We start from the raw sequence: 19,466 nt of genomic DNA on the forward strand, positions 1-19,466 counted from the left end.
TCGTGTTCTGGGTTGTTTTTCCGGGTTGTGTGCAGTACATCTGCACGGTTTGCCATCCCGACTTTCAACGGGTGGCCACGCAAAGGAGAAACTCCATGAGCCTTTTCAACAAAGTCACCAAGACCTTCCAGTGGGGCCCGCACACGGTCACCATGGAAACCGGCGAAATCGCCCGCCAGGCCACCGGCGCCGTGCTGGTCAACATCGATGACACCGTGGTGCTCGCCACCGTGGTCGCCAAGACCGAAGCCAAGGCCGGTCAGGACTTCTTCCCCCTGACGGTGGACTACACCGAAAAATCGTACGCGGCCGGCAAGATCCCCGGCAGCTTCTTCAAGCGCGAAGGCCGCCCCAGCGAACTCGAAACGCTGACCTGCCGCCTGATCGACCGCCCGATCCGTCCGCTGTTCCCCGAAGGCTTCTACAACGAAGTCCAGGTCATCGTGCACGTGGTCAGCCTGAACCCCGAAGTGCAGGCCGACATCGCCGCCATGATCGCCACCAGCGCCGCGCTGGCCGTCAGTGGCATTCCGTTCAATGGCCCCATCGGTGCCGCTCGCGTGGGCTACGTCAACGGCGAGTACGTGCTCAACCCGGGCCAGACCCAGTTGAAAGACAGCCAGCTCGACCTCGTGGTCGCCGGCACGCAGGCCGCCGTGCTGATGGTGGAATCCGAAGCCCAGCAGCTGAGCGAAGAAATCATGCTCGGCGCCGTGGTGTTCGGCCACGAGCAGGGCAACATCGCCATCGCCGCCATCAACGAACTGGTGCGCGACGCCGGCAAGCCGGCCTGGGACTGGCAGCCGCCGGCCAAGGACGAGGCGCTGATCGCCAAGATCGATGCCCTGGCCAAAGCCAAGCTCGAAACCGCTTACCAGATCCGCAACAAGCAGGCCCGCACCCACGCCTGCCGCGCCGCCTACGCCGACGTGGTGGCGGCCCTGAAAGAAGAGGGCGTGGCCTTCGACAGCGTGGCCATCGAAGCCCTGCTGTTCGAGATCGAAGCCAAGATCGTGCGTGGCCAGATCCTGGCCGGCGAGCCCCGCATCGACGGCCGCGACACGCGCACCGTGCGCGCCATCGAAATCCGCAACGGCGTGCTGCCCCGCACCCACGGCTCGGCCCTGTTCACCCGCGGTGAAACCCAGGCGCTGGTGGTGGCCACGCTCGGCACCGACCGCGACGCCCAGCGCATCGACGCACTGGCCGGCGAGTTCGAAGACCGCTTCATGCTGCACTACAACATGCCTCCCTTCGCCACCGGCGAAGCTGGGCGTTTCGGCACCCCCAAGCGCCGCGAAATTGGCCACGGCCGCCTGGCCAAGCGCGCGCTGATCGCCGCGCTGCCGAGCAAGGAAGACTTCCCCTACACCATGCGTGTGGTCTCGGAAATCACCGAGTCCAACGGCTCCTCGTCGATGGCTTCGGTCTGCGGCGGCTGCCTGGCGCTGATGGACGCCGGTGTGCCCATGAAAGCCCACGTGGCCGGCATCGCCATGGGCCTGATCAAGGAAGGCAACCGCTTTGCGGTGCTGACCGACATCCTGGGTGACGAAGATCATCTGGGCGACATGGACTTCAAGGTCGCTGGCACCACCAACGGCATCTCGGCGCTGCAGATGGACATCAAGATCCAGGGCATCACCAAGGAAATCATGCAGGTCGCACTGGCCCAGGCCAAGGAAGCCCGCATGCACATCCTGGGCAAGATGCAGGAAGCCATGGGCGAAGCCAAGACCGAAGTGTCGAACTTCGCGCCCAAGCTCTTCACCATGAAGATCAACCCCGAGAAGATCCGTGACGTGATCGGCAAGGGCGGCGCCGTGATCCGCGCGCTGACCGAAGAGACCGGCACCCAGATCAACATCGACGAAGACGGCACCATCACCATCGCGTCGACCGACAGCGCCAAGGCCGACGAAGCCAAGCGCCGCATCGAGCAGATCACCGCCGAAGTCGAAATCGGCAAGGTCTACGAAGGCCCGGTCACCAAGATCCTGGACTTCGGTGCCCTGATCAACCTGCTGCCCGGCAAGGACGGCCTGCTGCACATCAGCCAGATCGCCCACGAGCGCGTGGAAAAAGTGACCGACTACCTGAGCGAAGGCCAGATCGTCAAGGTCAAGGTGCTCGAGACCGACGAAAAGGGGCGCGTCAAGCTGTCCATGAAGGCGCTGATCGACCGCAACAGCGGCGAGCAGGCCCAGCAGCAACAGCAACAGCAACAGTGAGTCGCGCGCACGTCTGGTCATGAAAGCCGTTGAAATCAGCGCCTTTGGCGCGCCCGAGGTGCTGCGCCTGTGCGATCGTCCCATGCCCGAAGCGGGCGAGGGCGAGCTGCTCATCCGCGTCGCTGCATCGGGGGTCAACCGGCCCGACGTGCTGCAACGCACCGGCAACTACCCCGTGCCACCCGGTGCGTCCGACATTCCCGGCCTCGAAGTGGCGGGCGTGATCGAGTCGGGCGACGCCGCGGCCATGGCGGCGGCCGGATTCCGGGTCGGCGACCGCGTCTGTGCGCTGGTGGCGGGCGGCGGTTATGCCCAGTACTGCGTGGCACCGGTGGCGCAGTGCCTGCCGGTCCCTGAAGGTCTGGACGATGTGGCTGCGGCCTCCTTGCCCGAGACCTTCTTCACCGTCTGGAGCAATGTGTTTGATCGCGCCCGTTTGCAGGCCGGTGAAACCCTGTTGATCCAAGGCGGCACCAGCGGCATCGGCGTGACCGCCATCCAGATGGCCAAGGCCCTGGGCGCACGCGTGATCGCCACCGCGGGCAGCGACGACAAGTGCGCGGCCTGTCTGGCGCTGGGGGCCGACCACGCCATCAACTACAAGACGCAGGACTTCGTGCGCGCCGTGGCCGACTTCACCGAAGGACGCGGCGTCAACGTGGTGCTCGACATGGTGGCCGGCAGCTACGTGGCGCGTGAGCTGGACTGCCTGGCCGAGGATGGCCGGCTGGTCTTCATCGCGGTGCAGGGTGGCGTCAAAGCCGAGATCAACGCTGGCACGGTGCTGCGGCGCCGGCTGACCATCACCGGCTCGACCCTGCGTCCGCGCCCGGTGGCGTTCAAAGCGGCGATCGCGAGTGCCTTGCGCGAACACGTCTGGCCGTTGCTGGCCAGTGGTCGCATCAAGCCCGTGATCTACCGGGTGTTTGACGCCGGTGACGCTGCGGCTGCCCACGAACTGATGGAATCCAACCGCCACATCGGCAAGCTCGTCCTGACCTGGGCGTGACCGGTGTGCGTCGTCAAGCTGGAGTGAATCCCATGAAAAAACTGATCGCTGGCAACTGGAAGATGAACGGCTCGCTGGCCGCCAACGAAGCCTTGGTCAAGGCCATGCTCGACGGCCTGCAGGGTTCTGAGCCTGCGGCCGACATGGCCTTGTGCGCCCCCGCACCCTATCTGGCGCAGCTGCAGTCGTTGCTGCAAGGCAGCCCCGTGGCCTGGGGGGCGCAAGACGTTTCGGCCCATGAGCAAGGCGCGTACACCGGCGAGGTGAGCGTGGCCATGCTCAAGGACTTCGGTTGCCGCTATGCCATCGTCGGCCACTCCGAGCGCCGCCAGTACCACGGCGAGACCGATGCCCTGGTGGCGGCGAAGGCGCAGCGCGCGCTGGCGGCCGGCGTCACGCCCATCGTGTGTGTGGGGGAAACCCTGGACGAGCGTGAAGCGGGCCAGACCGAGCTCGTGGTCAAGCGCCAGCTGGCGGCGGTGATCCACACGGTGGCCCACTGCATCAGCGAAATCGTGGTGGCCTACGAACCCGTGTGGGCCATCGGCACCGGCAAGACCGCCACGCCCGAGATGGCCCAGCAAGTGCACGCCGTGCTGCGGGCCCAGCTTTCGGCGGCCACGCAACACCCCGAGCGCGTGCACATCCTCTACGGCGGCAGCATGAATGCGGCCAATGCGGCGAGCCTGCTGGCGCAGCCCGACATCGATGGCGGTCTGATCGGCGGTGCGTCGCTCAAGGCCGCGGACTTTTTGCAGATCGTGGCCGCGGCGCGTTGAGCCCTGGACACGTTTCCCACCATTCCGGAGAAATAAATGAATGTTTTGTTGACCATCCTCCTCGCGGTGCAGGTTCTTTCCGCGCTCGGCATGATCGGCCTGATCCTGATGCAGCACGGCAAAGGTGCCGATGCGGGCGCGGCCTTTGGTGGTGGCGCCGGTTCGGCCAGCCTGTTCGGCGCCTCCGGAGGGGCGAATTTCCTGTCCCGCAGCACGGCCGTGCTGGCTGGCATCTTCCTCTCCTGCACACTGGGGTTGGCCTACTTCGGCAACCTGCGTGAGGCGCCGAGTTCGGGCAGCGTGCTGGAGGGGGCGGCCGTGCCCGCGCAGCAGCCGGCCGCGGCCCAGATTCCCGACTCCAAGCCGGGTCAGCCGGCGGCCCCGGCTCCTGCTGCGGATGCGCAACCCGCGGGCACTGGCGCCGCGCAGATTCCAGGCAAGTAATTCTTGCGAAATCGATCGGTGGTATAGGGCGGCTTTCCCGCCGCGCCACTCTACCGATACGGTTTGAAAAACCATGGTGTACCCCCGAAAATCAAGGTGGATTCAGGGTAAACTCTATGGGTTGTCAGCAAGGCTCACACCGACCCTCGTGAGCCAGACAATGCAGACCCAGCCGACGTGGTGAAATTGGTAGACACGCTATCTTGAGGGGGTAGTGGCGAAAGCTGTGCGAGTTCGAGTCTCGCCGTCGGCACCAATCTTTGGACAACATGGCCCGTGAGCCATGTCAGCGGAACTTACCCAAGATGAGTCTCGAACAATACCTTCCCGTGCTCTTGTTCATTTTGGTGGGTATCGCTATCGGGATCATCCCCCAGGTCCTGGGCTACATCCTAGGCCCCAACCGCCCGGACGCGGAAAAGAACTCTCCTTACGAATGCGGCTTCGAGGCTTTCGAAGATGCCCGCATGAAGTTCGATGTGCGCTACTACCTGGTGGCCATTCTCTTCATTCTGTTCGATCTCGAAATCGCGTTTCTCATCCCCTGGGCCGTGGCCTTTTCCGACATCGGCGTCACCGGTTTTCTGGCGGGGGTGGTCTTCCTGGCCATTCTGACCGTAGGCTTTGCTTATGAGTGGAAAAAAGGTGCGCTGGATTGGGAATGATGAATAGCAACACGTGCGGGATCACCGGAGCAGCTCATGATTGAAGGCGTTTTCAAGGAAGGTTTTGTCACCACGAGTTATGACTCGGTGGTGAACTGGGCCAAGACCGGATCGCTGTGGCCCATGACTTTCGGTCTGGCCTGTTGCGCGGTGGAGATGATGCATGCGGCCACCGCGCGTTACGACCTGGGGCGTTTCGGCGCCGAGGTGTTTCGTGCCAGTCCGCGCCAGTCCGACTTGATGATCGTGGCCGGCACCCTGTGCAACAAGATGGCGCCGGCGCTGCGCAAGGTCTACGACCAGATGGCCGAGCCGCGCTGGGTGCTCTCCATGGGGTCGTGCGCCAATGGCGGTGGCTATTACCACTACAGCTACTCGGTGGTGCGCGGTTGCGACCGGATCGTGCCGGTTGACGTCTATGTGCCGGGCTGTCCGCCCACGGCCGAAGCGCTGTTGTACGGAATCATCCAGCTGCAGCAGAAGATCCGCCGCACCAACACCATCGCGCGTGCCTGAGCGGCTGCGGTCCACGGGTTCAAGTCCAGAAAGACGGTTCATGAGCGAGACAGCCACGACCTACACAACCAGCCCCGAGGCCATCCAGGCTTCACTGACCGCTTTGCTGGGCGAGCGGGCGCAGTCGATCGACGTTGAACGCGGTGAGGTCACGCTGGTGGTGGCCGCTGCCGACTACCAGGCGGTGATGCAGACGCTGCGTGACGCGCCGCAAACCCGGTTCGAGCAACTGATCGATCTGTGTGGCATGGACTACTCCACCTATGGCGACGGCCGCTGGGAGGGGCCGCGTTTCGCTGTCGTGGTGCATCTGCTGTCCGTCAGCCTCAACCATCGGGTGCGGGTTCGCGTGTTCTGTCCCGAAGACGATTTCCCCGTCGTGGCATCGGTGTCGGAACTTTGGGCTTCGGCCAACTGGTACGAGCGCGAGGCTTTCGATCTTTATGGCATCGTGTTTGAAGGTCACAACGACCTGCGGCGCATCCTGACCGACTACGGATTCATCGGCCACCCCTTCCGCAAGGACTTCCCGCTGTCGGGCCACGTCGAGATGCGCTACGACGCCGAGCGCGCGCGGGTGGTCTACGAGCCGGTCACGATCGAGCCGCGTGAGGTCACACCGCGTGTGATTCGCGAAGACAACTACGGCGGACTTCACTGACATGAACCGCCCCCACGCTCATCACTTCATGTATTCGCTGCCCCCCATGGGGGCGCAGGGCGCCCTTGGGGCGGCCCGGCGGGAGCCCTGTCATGGCTGAAATCAAGAACTACACCCTGAACTTCGGTCCGCAGCACCCGGCCGCGCACGGCGTGTTGCGCCTGGTGTTGGAGCTCGATGGTGAGGTCGTGCAGCGCGCCGACCCGCACATCGGCCTGTTGCACCGCGCCACCGAAAAGCTGGCCGAACACAAGACCTTCATCCAGTCGCTGCCCTACATGGACCGGCTGGACTACGTCTCGATGATGTGCAACGAGCACGCTTACTGCCTGGCGATCGAGAAGCTGCTGGGCATCGAAGTGCCGATCCGCGCGCAGTACATCCGCGTGATGTTCAGCGAGATCACCCGTCTGCTCAACCACCTGATGTGGCTGGGCTCGCACGGCAATGACTGCGGCAGCTCGACCATCCTGATCTATGCGTTCCGCGAGCGCGAAGACCTGTTCGACATGTACGAAGCGGTGTCGGGCGCGCGCATGCACGCGGCCTACTTCCGTCCGGGCGGTGTGTACCGCGACTTGCCGGACACGATGCCGCAGTACAAGCACAGCAAGATCCGCAATGCCAAGGCCATGGCCGAGCTCAACACGAACCGCCAGGGTTCGCTGCTCGACTTCATCGACGACTTCACGCAGCGTTTCCCGACCTACCTGGCCGAATACCACACGCTGCTGACCGACAACCGCATCTGGAAACAGCGCACCGTCGGCATCGGTGTGGTGACGCCAGAGCGTGCGCTCAACCTCGGTATGACCGGCCCCATGCTGCGCGGCTCCGGCATCGCCTGGGACCTGCGCAAGAAGCAGCCGTACGACGTGTACGACCGCATGGACTTCGACATCCCGGTCGGCAAGACCGGTGATACCTACGACCGCTACCTCGTCCGCATGGAAGAGATGAAGCAGTCCAACCGCATCATCAAGCAGTGTGTGGACTGGCTGCGCGTGAACCCGGGTCCGGTCATCACCGACAACCACAAGGTGGCGCCGCCTTCTCGCGAAGCGATGAAGTCGAGCATGGAAGAGCTGATCCACCACTTCAAGCTGTTTACCGAAGGTTTTCACGTGCCTGAAGGCGAGGCTTATGCGGCCGTCGAACATCCCAAGGGCGAGTTCGGTATCTACCTCGTGAGCGACGGCGCCAACAAGCCGTACCGCCTGAAGATCCGCGCCCCCGGTTTTGCCCACCTGTCCACCATGGACGAGATGGCCAAAGGTCACATGCTGGCCGACGCGGTCGCCATCATCGGCACCATGGACATCGTTTTTGGAGAGATTGACCGATGATCTCTGAGACCCAAGCCGTGAGCGCCGCGACGCTCGCCGACGCCACGCTGCAGCGCTTTGCGCGCGAAGTGGCCAAGTACCCCGCGGACCAGAAGCAGTCGGCCGTCATGGCCTGTCTGGCCATCGTGCAGCAGGAGCAGGGCCACGTGAGCCTGGCCGCTGAAAAGGCGATCGCCGCCTACCTCGACATGGCGCCTATGGCGGTGCACGAGGTCACGACCTTCTACAACATGTACAACCAGCGGCCGGTGGGCAAGTACAAGCTCAACGTCTGCACCAACCTGCCGTGCCAACTGCGCGACGGCAACAAGGCGCTGGCCCATCTGGAGCACAAGCTGGGCATCGCCATGGGCGAAACCACGGTCGACGGCCTGTTCACCCTGCAGCAGAGCGAATGCCTGGGCGCGTGCGCCGACTCGCCGGTGATGCTGGTCAACGACCGCCACATGTGCAGCTTCATGAGCAACGAGAAACTCGACCAGCTGATCGACGGTCTGAAGGCCGCGGAGGCCAAGGCATGAATGCAGAACAGGTGATTTCGCAGTTCCGCGCCACCGGCGTGCAGACCTGTTTCCACGACCGCCACATCAATCCGCAGATCTATGCCGGGCTCAACGGCAACAACTGGTCGCTGCAGGACTACGTGGCGCGTGGCGGCTACCAGGCCCTGCGCAAGGTGCTGGGCCAGGACGGCGCCGAAGGCCTCACGCAGGATCAGGTGATCGCCACCGTGAAAGAGTCCGCGCTGCGTGGACGCGGTGGTGCGGGTTTCCCGACCGGTCTGAAGTGGAGCTTCATGCCGCGTCAGTTCCCAGGTCAGAAGTACCTTGTGTGCAATTCGGACGAAGGCGAGCCGGGGACCTGCAAGGACCGCGACATCCTGATGTTCAACCCGCACATCGTCATCGAGGGCATGGCCATCGCGGCGTATGCCATGGGCATCAGCGTGGGCTACAACTACATCCACGGCGAGATCTTCGAGGTCTACGACCGCTTCGAGGCCGCTCTGGAAGAAGCGCGCGCTGCGGGCTTCCTGGGTGACAAGATTCTGGGCAGCAACTTCAGTTTCCAGTTGCACGCGTTCCACGGGTTCGGCGCCTACATCTGCGGTGAAGAGACCGCGCTGCTCGAATCGTTGGAAGGCAAGAAGGGCCAGCCGCGCTTCAAACCGCCGTTCCCGGCCAGCTTCGGTCTGTACGGCAAGCCCACCACCATCAACAACACCGAGACCTTCGCGGCCGTGCCCTGGATCATCCGCAACGGCGGCCAGGCCTACCTCGAATGCGGCAAACCCAACAACGGCGGTACCAAGATCTATTCGGTCAGTGGTGACGTGGAGCGCCCGGGCAACTATGAAGTTCCCATGGGCACGCCGTTTGCCACGCTGCTGGAGCTCGCTGGCGGTGTGCGCACCGGTCGCCAGCTCAAGGCCGTGATCCCCGGTGGCTCGTCGTCGCCCGTGCTGCCCGCATCCATCATCATGGAATGCACGATGGACTACGACTCCATTGCCAAGGCCGGCTCCATGCTCGGCTCGGGCGCCGTGATCGTGATGGACGACTCGCGTTGCATGGTCGAATCGCTCAAGCGCTTGTCCTACTTCTACATGCACGAGAGCTGCGGTCAGTGCACACCCTGCCGCGAAGGCACGGGCTGGCTCTGGCGCCTGGTGGACCGCATCCACCGCGGCGAAGGCCGGCCGGCCGACATGGCGTTGCTGGACAACGTGGCCGAGAACATCATGGGCCGCACCATCTGCGCCCTGGGCGACGCGGCCGCCATGCCGGTGCGCGCCATGATCAAACATTTCCGGCCCGAGTTCGAGGCCATGATCAAAGCCGATGCCGCTGCTTCGCAGTCGGCCCCGGCCACGGTCTGATAGCGGGACACACCATGGTTGAAATCGAACTCGACGGCCAGAAGGTCGCAGTGCCACCGGGCAGCATGGTCATGCATGCCGCCGAAAAGGCGGGCACTTACATTCCGCATTTCTGCTACCACAAGAAGCTCTCCATCGCGGCCAACTGCCGCATGTGTCTGGTGGACGTGGAGAAGGCGCCCAAGCCCATGCCCGCGTGCGCCACGCCGGTCACGCAGGGCATGATCGTCCGCACCAAGAGCGACAAGGCCATCAAGGCCCAGCAGTCGGTGATGGAATTCCTGCTCATCAACCACCCGCTGGACTGCCCGATCTGCGATCAGGGCGGTGAGTGTCAGTTGCAGGATCTGGCGGTGGGCTATGGCGGTTCGGGTTCGCGCTACGAAGAAGAAAAACGCGTGGTGTTCCACAAGGAGGTGGGGCCGCTGATTTCCATGGAGGAGATGAGCCGCTGCATCCACTGCACCCGCTGTGTGCGCTTCGGCCAGGAGATTGCAGGTGTGATGGAGCTGGGCATGTCGCACCGCGGTGAGCATGCCGAAATCGAGACCTTCGTCGGCAGCACGGTGGATTCCGAGCTGTCGGGCAACATGATCGACATCTGCCCCGTGGGTGCGATCACCAGCAAGCCTTTCCGCTACAGCGCCCGCACTTGGGAACTCTCGCGCCGCAAGAGCGTGAGTCCGCACGATGGCACCGGGGCCAACCTGATCGTCCAGGTGAAGAACCACAAGGTGATGCGTGTCGTGCCGTTCGAGAACGATGCCGTCAACGAGTGCTGGATCGCCGACCGTGACCGTTTCTCCTACGAAGCCGTCAACAGCGAAGACCGTCTGACCGCGCCCATGATCAAACAGGGCGGCGAGTGGAAGACGGTGGACTGGCAGACCGCGCTCGAATACGTGGCCAACGGCCTCAAGCAGCTCAAGGCCGAACACGGCGCTGGCGCCATCGGCCTGCTCGCGAGCCCCCACAGCACGCTGGAAGAACTGGCGCTGGCCGGTGCCCTGGTGCGTGGCCTGGGCAGTGAAAACATCGACAGCCGCTTGCGCCAGACGGACTTCGGCAATACCGCCGCCGCCGGGTCGGCTCGCTGGTTGGGCATGCCCATCGCCGCGCTGTCCTCGCTCCAGCGCGTGCTGGTCGTCGGCTCCAACCTGCGCAAAGACCATCCGCTGTTCGCGCAGCGCATTCGCCAGGCCGCCCGCAAAGGCGCCCAGGTGAACGTGGTCAACGACCAGGCGCAGGACTGGGCGATGCCGATCGCGAACGCCGTGACGGTTGATAGCGATCATTGGGTGATGGCGCTCGCGGGCATCGCCGCCGCCGTGGCCGCCGAAACCGGTGTGCAGACGCCCATCGCGGGCGAAGTCAATGACACGACCCGCGCCGTGGCCCGGTCCTTGTTGGGTGGTGAACAGAAAGCCATCCTGCTGGGCAACGCCGCGGCCCACCACGAGAAGGCTTCCAGCCTGCTCTCCCTGGCCAACTGGATCGCTCAGCAAACCGGTGCGACGGTCGGCTACCTCACCGAGGCCGCGAATACCGTGGGTGCCCAGCTGGCGCGTGCGGTGCCGGGGCAGGGTGGTCTGCATGCGGGCCAGATGCTGGGTGGTGCGCTCAAGGCCACGCTGTTGCTCAACACCGAGCCGGCGTTCGACAGCGCGGTCGGCGCCCAGGGGCTGCGTTCGTGTGGCGGCATGGTTGTCACGCTCAGTCCGTTCAAGGCCAACCTGGACCTGAGCGATGTGCTGCTGCCCATCGCGCCGTTCACCGAGACCTCGGGTTCCTTCGTCAACGCCGAAGGCCGGCTGCAGAGTTTCCATGCCGTCGTGCGTCCGCTGGGCGATACGCGCCCGGCCTGGAAAGTGTTGCGCGTGCTGGGCAATCTGCTGGGCCTGTCGGGTTTCGATGCCGACTCCTCGCAGGCGGTGCTGGCTTCGGTGCTGCCCGGTGTGGCTTCCGGGGCGTTGGTGGCCACTGCCCGTTTGTCGAATGCCGACGCGGGCGTTGGCCCGGCCGCTGCCGACCTCGGACCCGCCCAGTCCCGGCCCTGCGTGGCCTCGATCTACCAGCTCGATTCGCTGGTGCGTCGTGCCACCTCGCTGCAACTCACGAACGATGCACGGACGGGCAACACCCAGGTCGAAGGAGCAAGTGCATGATCGACGCGATGTACAACGGTGGCATGGGCCTGATCGCCGCGCCGTGGTGGAGCACGGCGGCCTGGCCGGTGCTCTGGATCCTGATCAAGATCGTGGTGGTGCTGGCGCCCTTGATGGGCGCGGTCGCCTACCTCACGCTGTGGGAGCGCAAGCTGCTGGGTTTCATGCAGGTGCGCCTGGGCCCCAACCGGGTCGGCCCGTTCGGTCTGCTGCAACCGATCGCCGATGCGATCAAGTTGCTGACCAAGGAAATCATCAGCCCCAGCGCCGCCGCCAGCGGGCTGTTCCGCCTGGGTCCGATCATGGCCATCATGCCGGCGCTGGCCGCGTGGGTGGCGGTGCCCTTCGGACCGGATACGGTGTTGGCCAACGTGAACGCCGGCCTGCTGGTGATTCTGGCCATCACCTCGATCGAGGTCTATGGCGTGATCATTGCCGGCTGGGCGTCGAACTCCAAGTACGCCTTTCTGGGCGCGCTGCGCGCCTCGGCCCAGATGGTGAGCTACGAAATCGCCATCGGTTTCTGTTTCCTGGTGGTCATCATGACCGCCGGCAGCTTGCACCTGGGCGAGATCGTGGCTTCGCAAAGCCGCGGCATGGCCGCCGGCATGGGGCTGAACTTCCTGTCCTGGAACTGGTTGCCTTTGCTGCCGATCTTCTTCGTCTACCTGATCTCGGGCGTGGCCGAAACCAACCGCCACCCCTTCGACGTGGTCGAAGGCGAAGCCGAGATCGTGGCCGGCCACATGGTCGAGTACTCGGGCATGGGTTTCGCCATCTTCTTCCTGGCCGAATACGCCAGCATGTGGCTGGTGTCTATCCTGGGCGTGCTGATGTTCCTGGGGGGCTGGCTGCCCCCGATCGACAGCGCGCTCTTCAACTGGATTCCCGGCTGGATCTGGCTGGGCCTCAAGACCTTCCTGGTCGTGTCCATGTTCATCTGGATCCGGGCCACCTTCCCGCGCTTCCGCTACGACCAGATCATGCGTCTGGGCTGGAAGATTTTCATTCCCGTGACGCTGATCTGGCTGCTCCTCGTGGGCGGTCTGATGCAGACGCCGTGGAACATCTGGAAATAAGCAGGGCGAACCACCATGTCTACCACCTCTGCCACCACGGCCGTTGTCGCGCCGTTTTCCCTGCGCGATTTCTTCAAGAGTTTCCTGCTGGTCGAGCTGTTCAAGGGCCTGGCCCTGACCGGACGCTACGCGCTGCGCCGCAAGGTGACGGTGCAGTTTCCGGAAGAAAAGACCCCGCTGTCGCCGCGTTTTCGCGGCCTGCATGCGCAGCGCCGGTATGAGAACGGCGAAGAGCGCTGCATCGCCTGCAAGCTGTGCGAGGCGGTGTGTCCGGCCCTGGCCATCACCATCGAGGCCGGTGAACGCGAAGACGGCACCCGCCGCACAACCCGCTACGACATCGACCTGACCAAGTGCATCTTCTGCGGTTTCTGCGAAGAGGCTTGCCCGGTGGACGCGATCGTCGAGACCCACATCCTCGAATACCACGGTGAAAAGCGCGGCGATCTCTATTTCACCAAAGAGATGCTGCTGGCCGTGGGCGATCGCTACGAAACCGAGATCGCCGCGGCCAAGGCGGCCGATGCGCCCTACCGCTGAACCTGGGTTGCCCCTCGACCGAAGAACCATTCCATGGACTACCAGACCGGCTTTTTCTACCTGTTCGCGGCGGTGCTGCTGTTTGCGGCCTTCCGCGTGATCACCGCGCGCAACCCCGTGCATGCGGTGCTTTATCTGATGCTGTCGTTTTCCCAGGCAGCGGCCCTGTGGCTGCTGCTCAAGGCCGAGTTCCTGGGCCTGACGCTGGTGCTGGTGTACCTCGGTGCCGTCATGGTGCTGTTTCTGTTCGTGGTGATGATGCTCGACATCAAGCTCGAAGGCGGTCGCTGGAGTTTCTGGCAACACTTCCCGCTCGCCGCCGCGCTGGGCGCCCTGGTGGCGGCCGAGATCATCGCCGTGTTGTGGGCCGGTTTCCCGTCCATCGTCATGGCGTCTTCTGCACCGATGCCTGCGAGTTATTCGAACACCGGGGAGCTCGGTCGCCTGCTGTACAGCGACTACCTGTACCCGATCCAGGTGGCGGCGGTGATCCTGCTGGTGGCGATGGTCGCCGCGATCGCGCTGACGCTGCGCCAGCGCAAGGACAGCAAGGCCATCAACCCCGGATTGCAGGTGCACGTGCGCGCCAGCGACCGTCTGGTGGTGCTGCCCATGGCCGCCACCCAATCCGCGCCCCTGGTTGACGCGGCCGCCATCGAGGAGGGCAAGGCATGAGCATCACACTGGGTCACTTTCTGTCCGTGGGCGCGGTCCTGTTCGCCCTCTCGGTGATCGGCATCTTCCTGAACCGCAAGAACCTCATCGTGCTGCTCATGGCCATCGAGCTGATGCTGCTGGCCGTGAACATGAATTTCGTGGCGTTCTCCCATTTCCTGGGTGACATGCACGGCCAGGTCTTCGTGTTCTTCATCCTGACCGTGGCCGCTGCCGAGTCGGCGATTGGTCTGGCCATCCTGGTTCTGTTGTTCCGCAACAAGGCATCCATCAGCGTCGAAGAACTCAATACCCTCAAGGGTTGATGACCATGTGCCCGCACGCTCGTCATTTCATGCATTCGCAGCCCTCCGAGGGGGCACAAACCGCCCCTGGGGCGGCCCGGCGGTCGGTTTAAGGCCTTTCACACCATGAGCACAACCCTTTCTGCAAGCACACTCCTGGCTGTTCCGCTGGCCCCGCTGGCGGGCGCCGTGCTGGCCGGCATCCTTGGAACCACGTTTGGCGGCAACGTCATTGGTCGGCGCACTTCGCACTCCCTCACGATCCTGGGCGTGCTGATCGCCTTCATCCTCTCGGCCATGACGCTCAAGAGCGTGGCGGTCGATGGGGCGCGCTTCAATCAGACCGTCTACGAGTGGATGGTGGTCGGTGGCCTGAAGATGGAGATCGGTTTCCTGGTCGATGGCCTCACCGCCATGATGATGTGCGTGGTGACTTTCGTCTCGCTGATGGTGCACGTCTACACCATCGGCTACATGGAAGAGGACGACGGTTACAACCGCTTCTTCGCCTACATCTCGCTCTTCACCTTCTCGATGCTGATGCTGGTGATGAGCAACAACCTGCTGCAGCTGTTCTTCGGCTGGGAGGCGGTGGGTCTGGTGTCCTACCTGCTGATCGGGTTCTGGTTCAACAAGCCGACGGCCATCTTCGCCAACATGAAGGCCTTCCTGGTCAACCGCGTGGGCGACTTCGGCTTCATCCTGGGCATTGGCCTGATCGTGGCCTATGCCGGCACGCTGAGCTACACCGAGTTGTTCGCCAAGGCGCCCGAGTTGGGCCAACTGGGCTTCCCAGGCACCGACTGGCTGTTGATCACCGTGATCTGCATCTGCCTGTTCATCGGCGCCATGGGCAAGTCGGCCCAGTTCCCGCTGCACGTCTGGCTGCCCGACTCGATGGAAGGCCCGACCCCGATCTCCGCCCTGATCCACGCCGCCACCATGGTGACGGCCGGCATCTTCATGGTCGCGCGCATGTCGCCGCTGTTCGAGCTGTCGGACACCGCGCTCAACTTCATCATGGTGATCGGCGCCATCACGGCCCTGTTCATGGGCTTCCTGGGCATCATCCAGAACGACATCAAGCGCGTGGTGGCTTATTCCACTCTCTCGCAGCTGGGCTACATGACGGTGGCGCTCGGTGCCTCGGCCTACAGCGTGGCGGTGTTCCACCTGATGACGCACGCCTTCTTCAAGGCCTTGCTGTTCCTCGCGGCCGGCTCGGTGATCATCGGCATGCACCACAACCAGGACATCCGCTGGATGGGCGGCGTGCGCAAGTACATGCCCATCACCTGGATCACCTCGCTGCTGGGCACGCTGGCCCTGATCGGCACGCCGCTGTTCGCGGGCTTCTACTCCAAGGACAGCATCATCGAAGCGGTGCACTTCAGCCACCTGCCGGCCTCCGGCTTCGCCTACTTCGCGGTGCTGGCCGGTGTGTTCGTGACCTCGTTCTACTCGTTCCGCCTCTACTTCCTGGTGTTCCACGGCAAGGAACGCTACGACCAGAACCCGGATGCGCACCATGGGCATGACGACCACCACGACGATCACGGCCATGGGCATGGCGATCACAAGCCGCACGAAACCCCCTGGGTGGTCACCGTGCCGCTGCTGCTGCTGGCGATTCCGTCGGTGGTGATTGGCTTCATGACGATCCAGCCGATGCTGTTCGGCGAGTTCCTCAAGGACGCGATCCACATCAACCTCGAACTGCACCCGGCCATGGAGAAGTTTGCCGAAGAGTTCCATGGCCCGCTGGCGATGGCGCTGCACGCCTTCTCCACCGCGCCGTTCTACCTGGCGCTGGGTGGCGCTGTGGTGGCCTGGTACATGTACATGGTCAACCCGGCCTTGCCGGCAGGCATTGCGCGCATCTTCAAACCCATTGTGACCATCCTGGAAAACAAGTACTACATGGACTGGTTCAACGAAAACGTGCTCGCCCGTGGCGCGCGTGGTCTGGGCATCGGTCTGTGGAAGGGCGGCGATCGCGGCGTGATCGAGGCGGGTGTGGTCAACGCCAGCTGGAAGCTGGTGGGTGTGGTGTCCGCGGTGGTGCGTCAGGCACAGACCGGGTACCTGTACCACTACGCGCTGATGATGATCGTGGGCGTGTTGATGTTCATGACGTATTTCGTGTGGCTCGCCCACTAAGAGGAAGAACAAGATGGGTTTGCTGAGCCTTGCGATCTGGACGCCAATTGCCTTTGGCGTCGTGCTGCTGGCCCTGGGCCGCGACGATCAGGCGCACGTGGTGCGCTGGATCGCTCTGGTGGGTGCGGTGTTGAGTCTGGCGGTGACGGTGCCGTTGTACAGCGGTTTTGAACTGGGCACGGCCGCGATGCAATTCGTGGAAATCAGGCCCTGGATCGAGCGCTTCCATGTCAACTACCACCTGGGCGTGGATGGCATTTCGCTCTGGCTGGTGCTGCTGACCGCGTTCATCAACGTGGTGGTGGTGGTGGCCAGTTGGGAGTCGATCACCAGCCGCGTCAACCAGTACATGGGCGCCTTCATGATCCTGTCGGGTCTGATGATCGGCGTGTTCGCCGCGCAGGACGCGATGCTGTTCTACGTGTTCTTCGAAGCCACGCTGATTCCGATGTACCTCATCATCGGTATCTGGGGTGGTCCGAACAAGATCTACGCCGCCTTCAAGTTCTTCCTCTACACGCTGCTGGGCTCGCTGCTCATGCTGGTGGCACTGATCTACCTGTACACACAGGCCGGCGGCAGCTTTTCGTTGTCCGACTGGTACAAGCTGCCGCTGGGTGGCACCGCCCAGACCCTGCTGTTCTTCGCGTTCTTCTTCGCGTTCGCGGTGAAGGTGCCGATGTGGCCGGTGCACACCTGGCTGCCCGACGTGCACGTCGAGGCGCCTACCGGTGGTTCGGCTGTGCTGGCGGCCATCATGCTCAAGCTCGGCGCCTACGGCTTCCTGCGCTTCTCCCTGCCCATCCTGCCCGATGCCTCCCACGAGTGGGCCTGGCTCATGATCGCGCTGTCCCTGGTGGCGGTGGTCTATGTGGGTCTGGTCGCCATGGTCCAGCAGGACATGAAAAAACTGGTGGCTTATTCGTCGGTGGCGCACATGGGTTTTGTCACCCTGGGCTTCTTCGTGTTCAGCGACCTTGGCGTGTCGGGGGCAATCGTGCAGATGATCGCGCACGGCTTCGTGTCGGCCGCGATGTTCCTGGCCATCGGTGTGTTGTACGACCGCGTGCATTCGCGGGAAATCGCCTCTTACGGCGGTGTCGTCAACACCATGCCCAATTTCACCGCGTTCGCGCTGCTCTTCGTCATGGCCAACTGCGGCCTGCCGGGCACCGCCGGTTTCGTCGGTGAGTGGATGGTGATCCTGGCCGCCGTCAAGGCCAACTTCTGGATCGGCGCCGCCGCTGCCACGGCCTTGATCTTCGGCGCAGCCTATTCGCTGTGGATGTTCAAGCGGGTGTACCTGGGCGCACCGGGCAATGGCCATGTCAAGGCGCTGATCGACATCAACCCCCGCGAATTCCTCGTGATGGCGTCGCTGGGCATCGCGGTGCTGTTCATGGGCGTGTACCCCAAGCCCTTCACCGACGTGATGGACGCCTCCGTGGCCGAATTGCTGCGCCACGTTGCCATCTCCAAACTGAACTGATCCCGTGACCGGCCAAAAACACAAGAGAGCGTTTACATGATTGACAACCTCAGCTGGGTCGCGGCTTACCCTGAAATCCTGTTGCTGGTGATGGCCTGCGTGATCGCGCTGGTGGACCTCGGCGTCAAGACCCCGTTGCGTGGGGCCACCTACCTGCTCACCCTGCTCACGCTGGCCGTGGTGGCTCTGCTGCAGGGCATGTACGCGAGCACCGGTCAGGCCAGCCTGGCCTGGGGCGGCATGGTCGTGAGCGACCCCATGGGCAACTGGCTCAAGTGTTTCGCCGCGCTGGCCATGATGGTCACCCTGGTCTATGGCCGCGTGTACGCGGGAGATCGCGGCATGCTGCGGGGCGGCGAGCTGTTCACGCTGGCGCTGTTCGCGCTGCTGGGCATGTTCGTCATGATCTCGGGCCACAACTTCCTGATGATCTACCTCGGCCTGGAGCTGCTCACCTTGTCCAGCTACGCGTTGGTTGCCTTGCGCCGCGACGACGTGCAGGCCACCGAAGCCGCCATGAAGTATTTCGTGCTGGGGGCGCTGGCCAGCGGTTTCCTGCTCTATGGTCTGTCCATGGTGTACGGCGCCACCGGCTCGCTGGACTTGGCCGAGGTGGTCAAGGCCATCGCGGGCGGAGAGGCCACGCTCAAGGGCTCACCGCAGGTGCTCACGCTGGGGCTGGTGTTCGTGGTGGCCGGTCTGGCGTTCAAGCTGGGCGTGGTGCCGTTCCACATGTGGGTGCCCGACGTGTACCACGGTGCACCCACGGCCGTCACGCTCATGATCGGTGGCGCGCCCAAGCTGGCGGCGTTCGCCATCGTGATCCGCCTGCTCGTGGAAGGTCTGCAGCCACTGGCGGTGGACTGGCAACAGATGCTGGCCGTGCTGGCCGTGGCCTCGCTGCTGGTGGGCAACCTGGCCGCCATCGCGCAGACCAATCTCAAGCGCATGCTGGCGTTTTCCACCATTTCGCAGATGGGTTTCATGCTGCTGGGCCTGCTGGCGGGTGTGGTGGCGGGCGACAGCAGCAACGCTGCGAATGCGTACGGTTCGTCCATGTTCTACGTCATCACCTATGTGCTGACCACGCTGGGCACCTTCGGTGTCATTCTGCTGCTCTCGCGCAGCGGCTTCGAGTCGGAAAACATCAGCGACCTCGCTGGTCTGAACCAGCGCAGTCCGTTGTACGCGGGCGTGATGGCGATCTGCATGTTCTCACTGGCGGGCGTGCCCCCGCTGGTGGGTTTCTACGCCAAGCTGTCCGTGCTGCAGGCGCTGTTGGCGTCCAGCGGTGCTTTCTACATCGGGCTGGCGGTGTTCGCGGTGATGATGTCGCTCATCGGCGCGTTCTATTACCTGCGCCTGGTCAAAGTCATGTACTTTGATGCGCCCACACAAACCGCCGACATCGCCGCTGGCGCCGATGCGCGCTCGGTGCTCTCCCTCAACGGTGCGCTGGTGCTGGTGCTGGGCATCGTGCCCGGTGGCCTGATGACACTGTGCGCGCAGGCCGTGGCGGCCTTGCTCGCCTGAAGCCCGGGTAT

18 protein-coding genes and 1 tRNA gene are annotated in these 19,466 nt (G+C 63.8%); all 19 read left to right on the forward strand.

Annotation, left to right across the window (positions count from 1 at the left end):
- Nucleotides 1-95: 95 nt before the first annotated feature.
- Nucleotides 96-2,231, forward strand: coding sequence for a polyribonucleotide nucleotidyltransferase (gene pnp / locus AC07YZ_RS07045; RefSeq protein WP_494794242.1), 2,136 nt, complete (start codon nt 96-98; stop codon nt 2,229-2,231).
- A gap of 19 nt (nt 2,232-2,250) precedes the next feature.
- On the forward strand, nt 2,251-3,240 hold the full coding sequence (locus tag AC07YZ_RS07050; RefSeq protein WP_494794243.1) for an NAD(P)H-quinone oxidoreductase: 990 nt from the start codon (nt 2,251-2,253) through the stop codon (nt 3,238-3,240).
- 32 nt (nt 3,241-3,272) lie between these two features.
- Nucleotides 3,273-4,019: a triose-phosphate isomerase gene (gene tpiA / locus AC07YZ_RS07055; RefSeq protein WP_226493869.1), complete on the forward strand. Its 747-nt coding sequence runs from the start codon at nt 3,273-3,275 to the stop codon at nt 4,017-4,019.
- A gap of 36 nt (nt 4,020-4,055) precedes the next feature.
- Nucleotides 4,056-4,463: a preprotein translocase subunit SecG gene (gene secG / locus AC07YZ_RS07060; RefSeq protein ID WP_226493868.1), complete on the forward strand. Its 408-nt coding sequence runs from the start codon at nt 4,056-4,058 to the stop codon at nt 4,461-4,463.
- Nucleotides 4,464-4,634: 171 nt separating this feature from the next.
- A tRNA-Leu gene (locus AC07YZ_RS07065) sits at nt 4,635-4,719 on the forward strand.
- A 49-nt stretch (nt 4,720-4,768) separates the two neighbouring features.
- A complete protein-coding gene (locus AC07YZ_RS07070; RefSeq protein WP_068175391.1) occupies nt 4,769-5,128 on the forward strand; it encodes an NADH-quinone oxidoreductase subunit A in 360 nt (119 codons plus the stop codon).
- A gap of 36 nt (nt 5,129-5,164) precedes the next feature.
- Complete coding sequence (locus AC07YZ_RS07075; protein WP_068175390.1) at nt 5,165-5,644, forward strand: NuoB/complex I 20 kDa subunit family protein; 480 nt, start codon at nt 5,165-5,167, stop codon at nt 5,642-5,644.
- Between the two features lie 40 nt (nt 5,645-5,684).
- The gene (locus AC07YZ_RS07080; protein ID WP_226493867.1) at nt 5,685-6,305 is read left to right on the forward strand and encodes an NADH-quinone oxidoreductase subunit C; all 621 of its coding nucleotides are present in this window, start codon (nt 5,685-5,687) and stop codon (nt 6,303-6,305) included.
- Nucleotides 6,306-6,397: 92 nt separating this feature from the next.
- Nucleotides 6,398-7,651, forward strand: coding sequence for an NADH-quinone oxidoreductase subunit D (locus AC07YZ_RS07085; RefSeq protein ID WP_226493866.1), 1,254 nt, complete (start codon nt 6,398-6,400; stop codon nt 7,649-7,651).
- Nucleotides 7,648-8,172, forward strand: a complete 525-nt coding sequence (gene nuoE / locus AC07YZ_RS07090) for an NADH-quinone oxidoreductase subunit NuoE (protein WP_226493865.1) — start codon at nt 7,648-7,650, stop codon at nt 8,170-8,172. The genes AC07YZ_RS07085 and nuoE overlap by 4 nt, the downstream gene beginning before the upstream one ends.
- Nucleotides 8,169-9,530: an NADH-quinone oxidoreductase subunit NuoF gene (nuoF, locus tag AC07YZ_RS07095; protein WP_226493864.1), complete on the forward strand. Its 1,362-nt coding sequence runs from the start codon at nt 8,169-8,171 to the stop codon at nt 9,528-9,530. The genes nuoE and nuoF overlap by 4 nt, the downstream gene beginning before the upstream one ends.
- A gap of 14 nt (nt 9,531-9,544) precedes the next feature.
- Nucleotides 9,545-11,695: an NADH-quinone oxidoreductase subunit NuoG gene (gene nuoG / locus AC07YZ_RS07100; RefSeq protein WP_494794244.1), complete on the forward strand. Its 2,151-nt coding sequence runs from the start codon at nt 9,545-9,547 to the stop codon at nt 11,693-11,695.
- Nucleotides 11,692-12,774: an NADH-quinone oxidoreductase subunit NuoH gene (gene nuoH, locus AC07YZ_RS07105; RefSeq protein WP_494794245.1), complete on the forward strand. Its 1,083-nt coding sequence runs from the start codon at nt 11,692-11,694 to the stop codon at nt 12,772-12,774. The genes nuoG and nuoH overlap by 4 nt, the downstream gene beginning before the upstream one ends.
- Before the next feature lie 15 nt (nt 12,775-12,789).
- Nucleotides 12,790-13,314 carry an NADH-quinone oxidoreductase subunit NuoI gene (gene nuoI / locus AC07YZ_RS07110; RefSeq protein WP_226493861.1) on the forward strand — a complete coding sequence of 175 codons (525 nt, stop codon included), beginning with the start codon at nt 12,790-12,792 and terminating at the stop codon, nt 13,312-13,314.
- A 33-nt stretch (nt 13,315-13,347) separates the two neighbouring features.
- Nucleotides 13,348-13,989, forward strand: a complete 642-nt coding sequence (locus AC07YZ_RS07115; protein WP_226493860.1) for an NADH-quinone oxidoreductase subunit J — start codon at nt 13,348-13,350, stop codon at nt 13,987-13,989.
- Nucleotides 13,986-14,294, forward strand: a complete 309-nt coding sequence (gene nuoK / locus AC07YZ_RS07120) for an NADH-quinone oxidoreductase subunit NuoK (RefSeq protein WP_226493859.1) — start codon at nt 13,986-13,988, stop codon at nt 14,292-14,294. The genes AC07YZ_RS07115 and nuoK overlap by 4 nt, the downstream gene beginning before the upstream one ends.
- A gap of 105 nt (nt 14,295-14,399) precedes the next feature.
- Nucleotides 14,400-16,433 carry an NADH-quinone oxidoreductase subunit L gene (gene nuoL, locus AC07YZ_RS07125; RefSeq protein ID WP_494794246.1) on the forward strand — a complete coding sequence of 678 codons (2,034 nt, stop codon included), beginning with the start codon at nt 14,400-14,402 and terminating at the stop codon, nt 16,431-16,433.
- A 13-nt stretch (nt 16,434-16,446) separates the two neighbouring features.
- Nucleotides 16,447-17,922 carry an NADH-quinone oxidoreductase subunit M gene (locus AC07YZ_RS07130; protein ID WP_226493857.1) on the forward strand — a complete coding sequence of 492 codons (1,476 nt, stop codon included), beginning with the start codon at nt 16,447-16,449 and terminating at the stop codon, nt 17,920-17,922.
- Between the two features lie 36 nt (nt 17,923-17,958).
- Entirely contained in the window at nt 17,959-19,455 is a 1,497-nt protein-coding gene (gene nuoN, locus AC07YZ_RS07135) for an NADH-quinone oxidoreductase subunit NuoN (RefSeq protein WP_494794247.1), read from the forward strand.
- Nucleotides 19,456-19,466 lie beyond the last annotated feature (11 nt).

This window comes from Hydrogenophaga sp. GW101-3F08 (genome assembly GCF_059424585.1).

Coding starts and splice junctions, on each gene's coding strand:
- pnp (WP_494794242.1), top strand. CDS start 96: ATGAGCCTTTTCAACAAAGTCACCAAGACCTTCCAGTGGGGCCCGCAC.
- AC07YZ_RS07050 (WP_494794243.1), top strand. CDS start 2,251: ATGAAAGCCGTTGAAATCAGCGCCTTTGGCGCGCCCGAGGTGCTGCGC.
- tpiA (WP_226493869.1), top strand. CDS start 3,273: ATGAAAAAACTGATCGCTGGCAACTGGAAGATGAACGGCTCGCTGGCC.
- secG (WP_226493868.1), top strand. CDS start 4,056: ATGAATGTTTTGTTGACCATCCTCCTCGCGGTGCAGGTTCTTTCCGCG.
- AC07YZ_RS07070 (WP_068175391.1), top strand. CDS start 4,769: ATGAGTCTCGAACAATACCTTCCCGTGCTCTTGTTCATTTTGGTGGGT.
- AC07YZ_RS07075 (WP_068175390.1), top strand. CDS start 5,165: ATGATTGAAGGCGTTTTCAAGGAAGGTTTTGTCACCACGAGTTATGAC.
- AC07YZ_RS07080 (WP_226493867.1), top strand. CDS start 5,685: ATGAGCGAGACAGCCACGACCTACACAACCAGCCCCGAGGCCATCCAG.
- AC07YZ_RS07085 (WP_226493866.1), top strand. CDS start 6,398: ATGGCTGAAATCAAGAACTACACCCTGAACTTCGGTCCGCAGCACCCG.
- nuoE (WP_226493865.1), top strand. CDS start 7,648: ATGATCTCTGAGACCCAAGCCGTGAGCGCCGCGACGCTCGCCGACGCC.
- nuoF (WP_226493864.1), top strand. CDS start 8,169: ATGAATGCAGAACAGGTGATTTCGCAGTTCCGCGCCACCGGCGTGCAG.
- nuoG (WP_494794244.1), top strand. CDS start 9,545: ATGGTTGAAATCGAACTCGACGGCCAGAAGGTCGCAGTGCCACCGGGC.
- nuoH (WP_494794245.1), top strand. CDS start 11,692: ATGATCGACGCGATGTACAACGGTGGCATGGGCCTGATCGCCGCGCCG.
- nuoI (WP_226493861.1), top strand. CDS start 12,790: ATGTCTACCACCTCTGCCACCACGGCCGTTGTCGCGCCGTTTTCCCTG.
- AC07YZ_RS07115 (WP_226493860.1), top strand. CDS start 13,348: ATGGACTACCAGACCGGCTTTTTCTACCTGTTCGCGGCGGTGCTGCTG.
- nuoK (WP_226493859.1), top strand. CDS start 13,986: ATGAGCATCACACTGGGTCACTTTCTGTCCGTGGGCGCGGTCCTGTTC.
- nuoL (WP_494794246.1), top strand. CDS start 14,400: ATGAGCACAACCCTTTCTGCAAGCACACTCCTGGCTGTTCCGCTGGCC.
- AC07YZ_RS07130 (WP_226493857.1), top strand. CDS start 16,447: ATGGGTTTGCTGAGCCTTGCGATCTGGACGCCAATTGCCTTTGGCGTC.
- nuoN (WP_494794247.1), top strand. CDS start 17,959: ATGATTGACAACCTCAGCTGGGTCGCGGCTTACCCTGAAATCCTGTTG.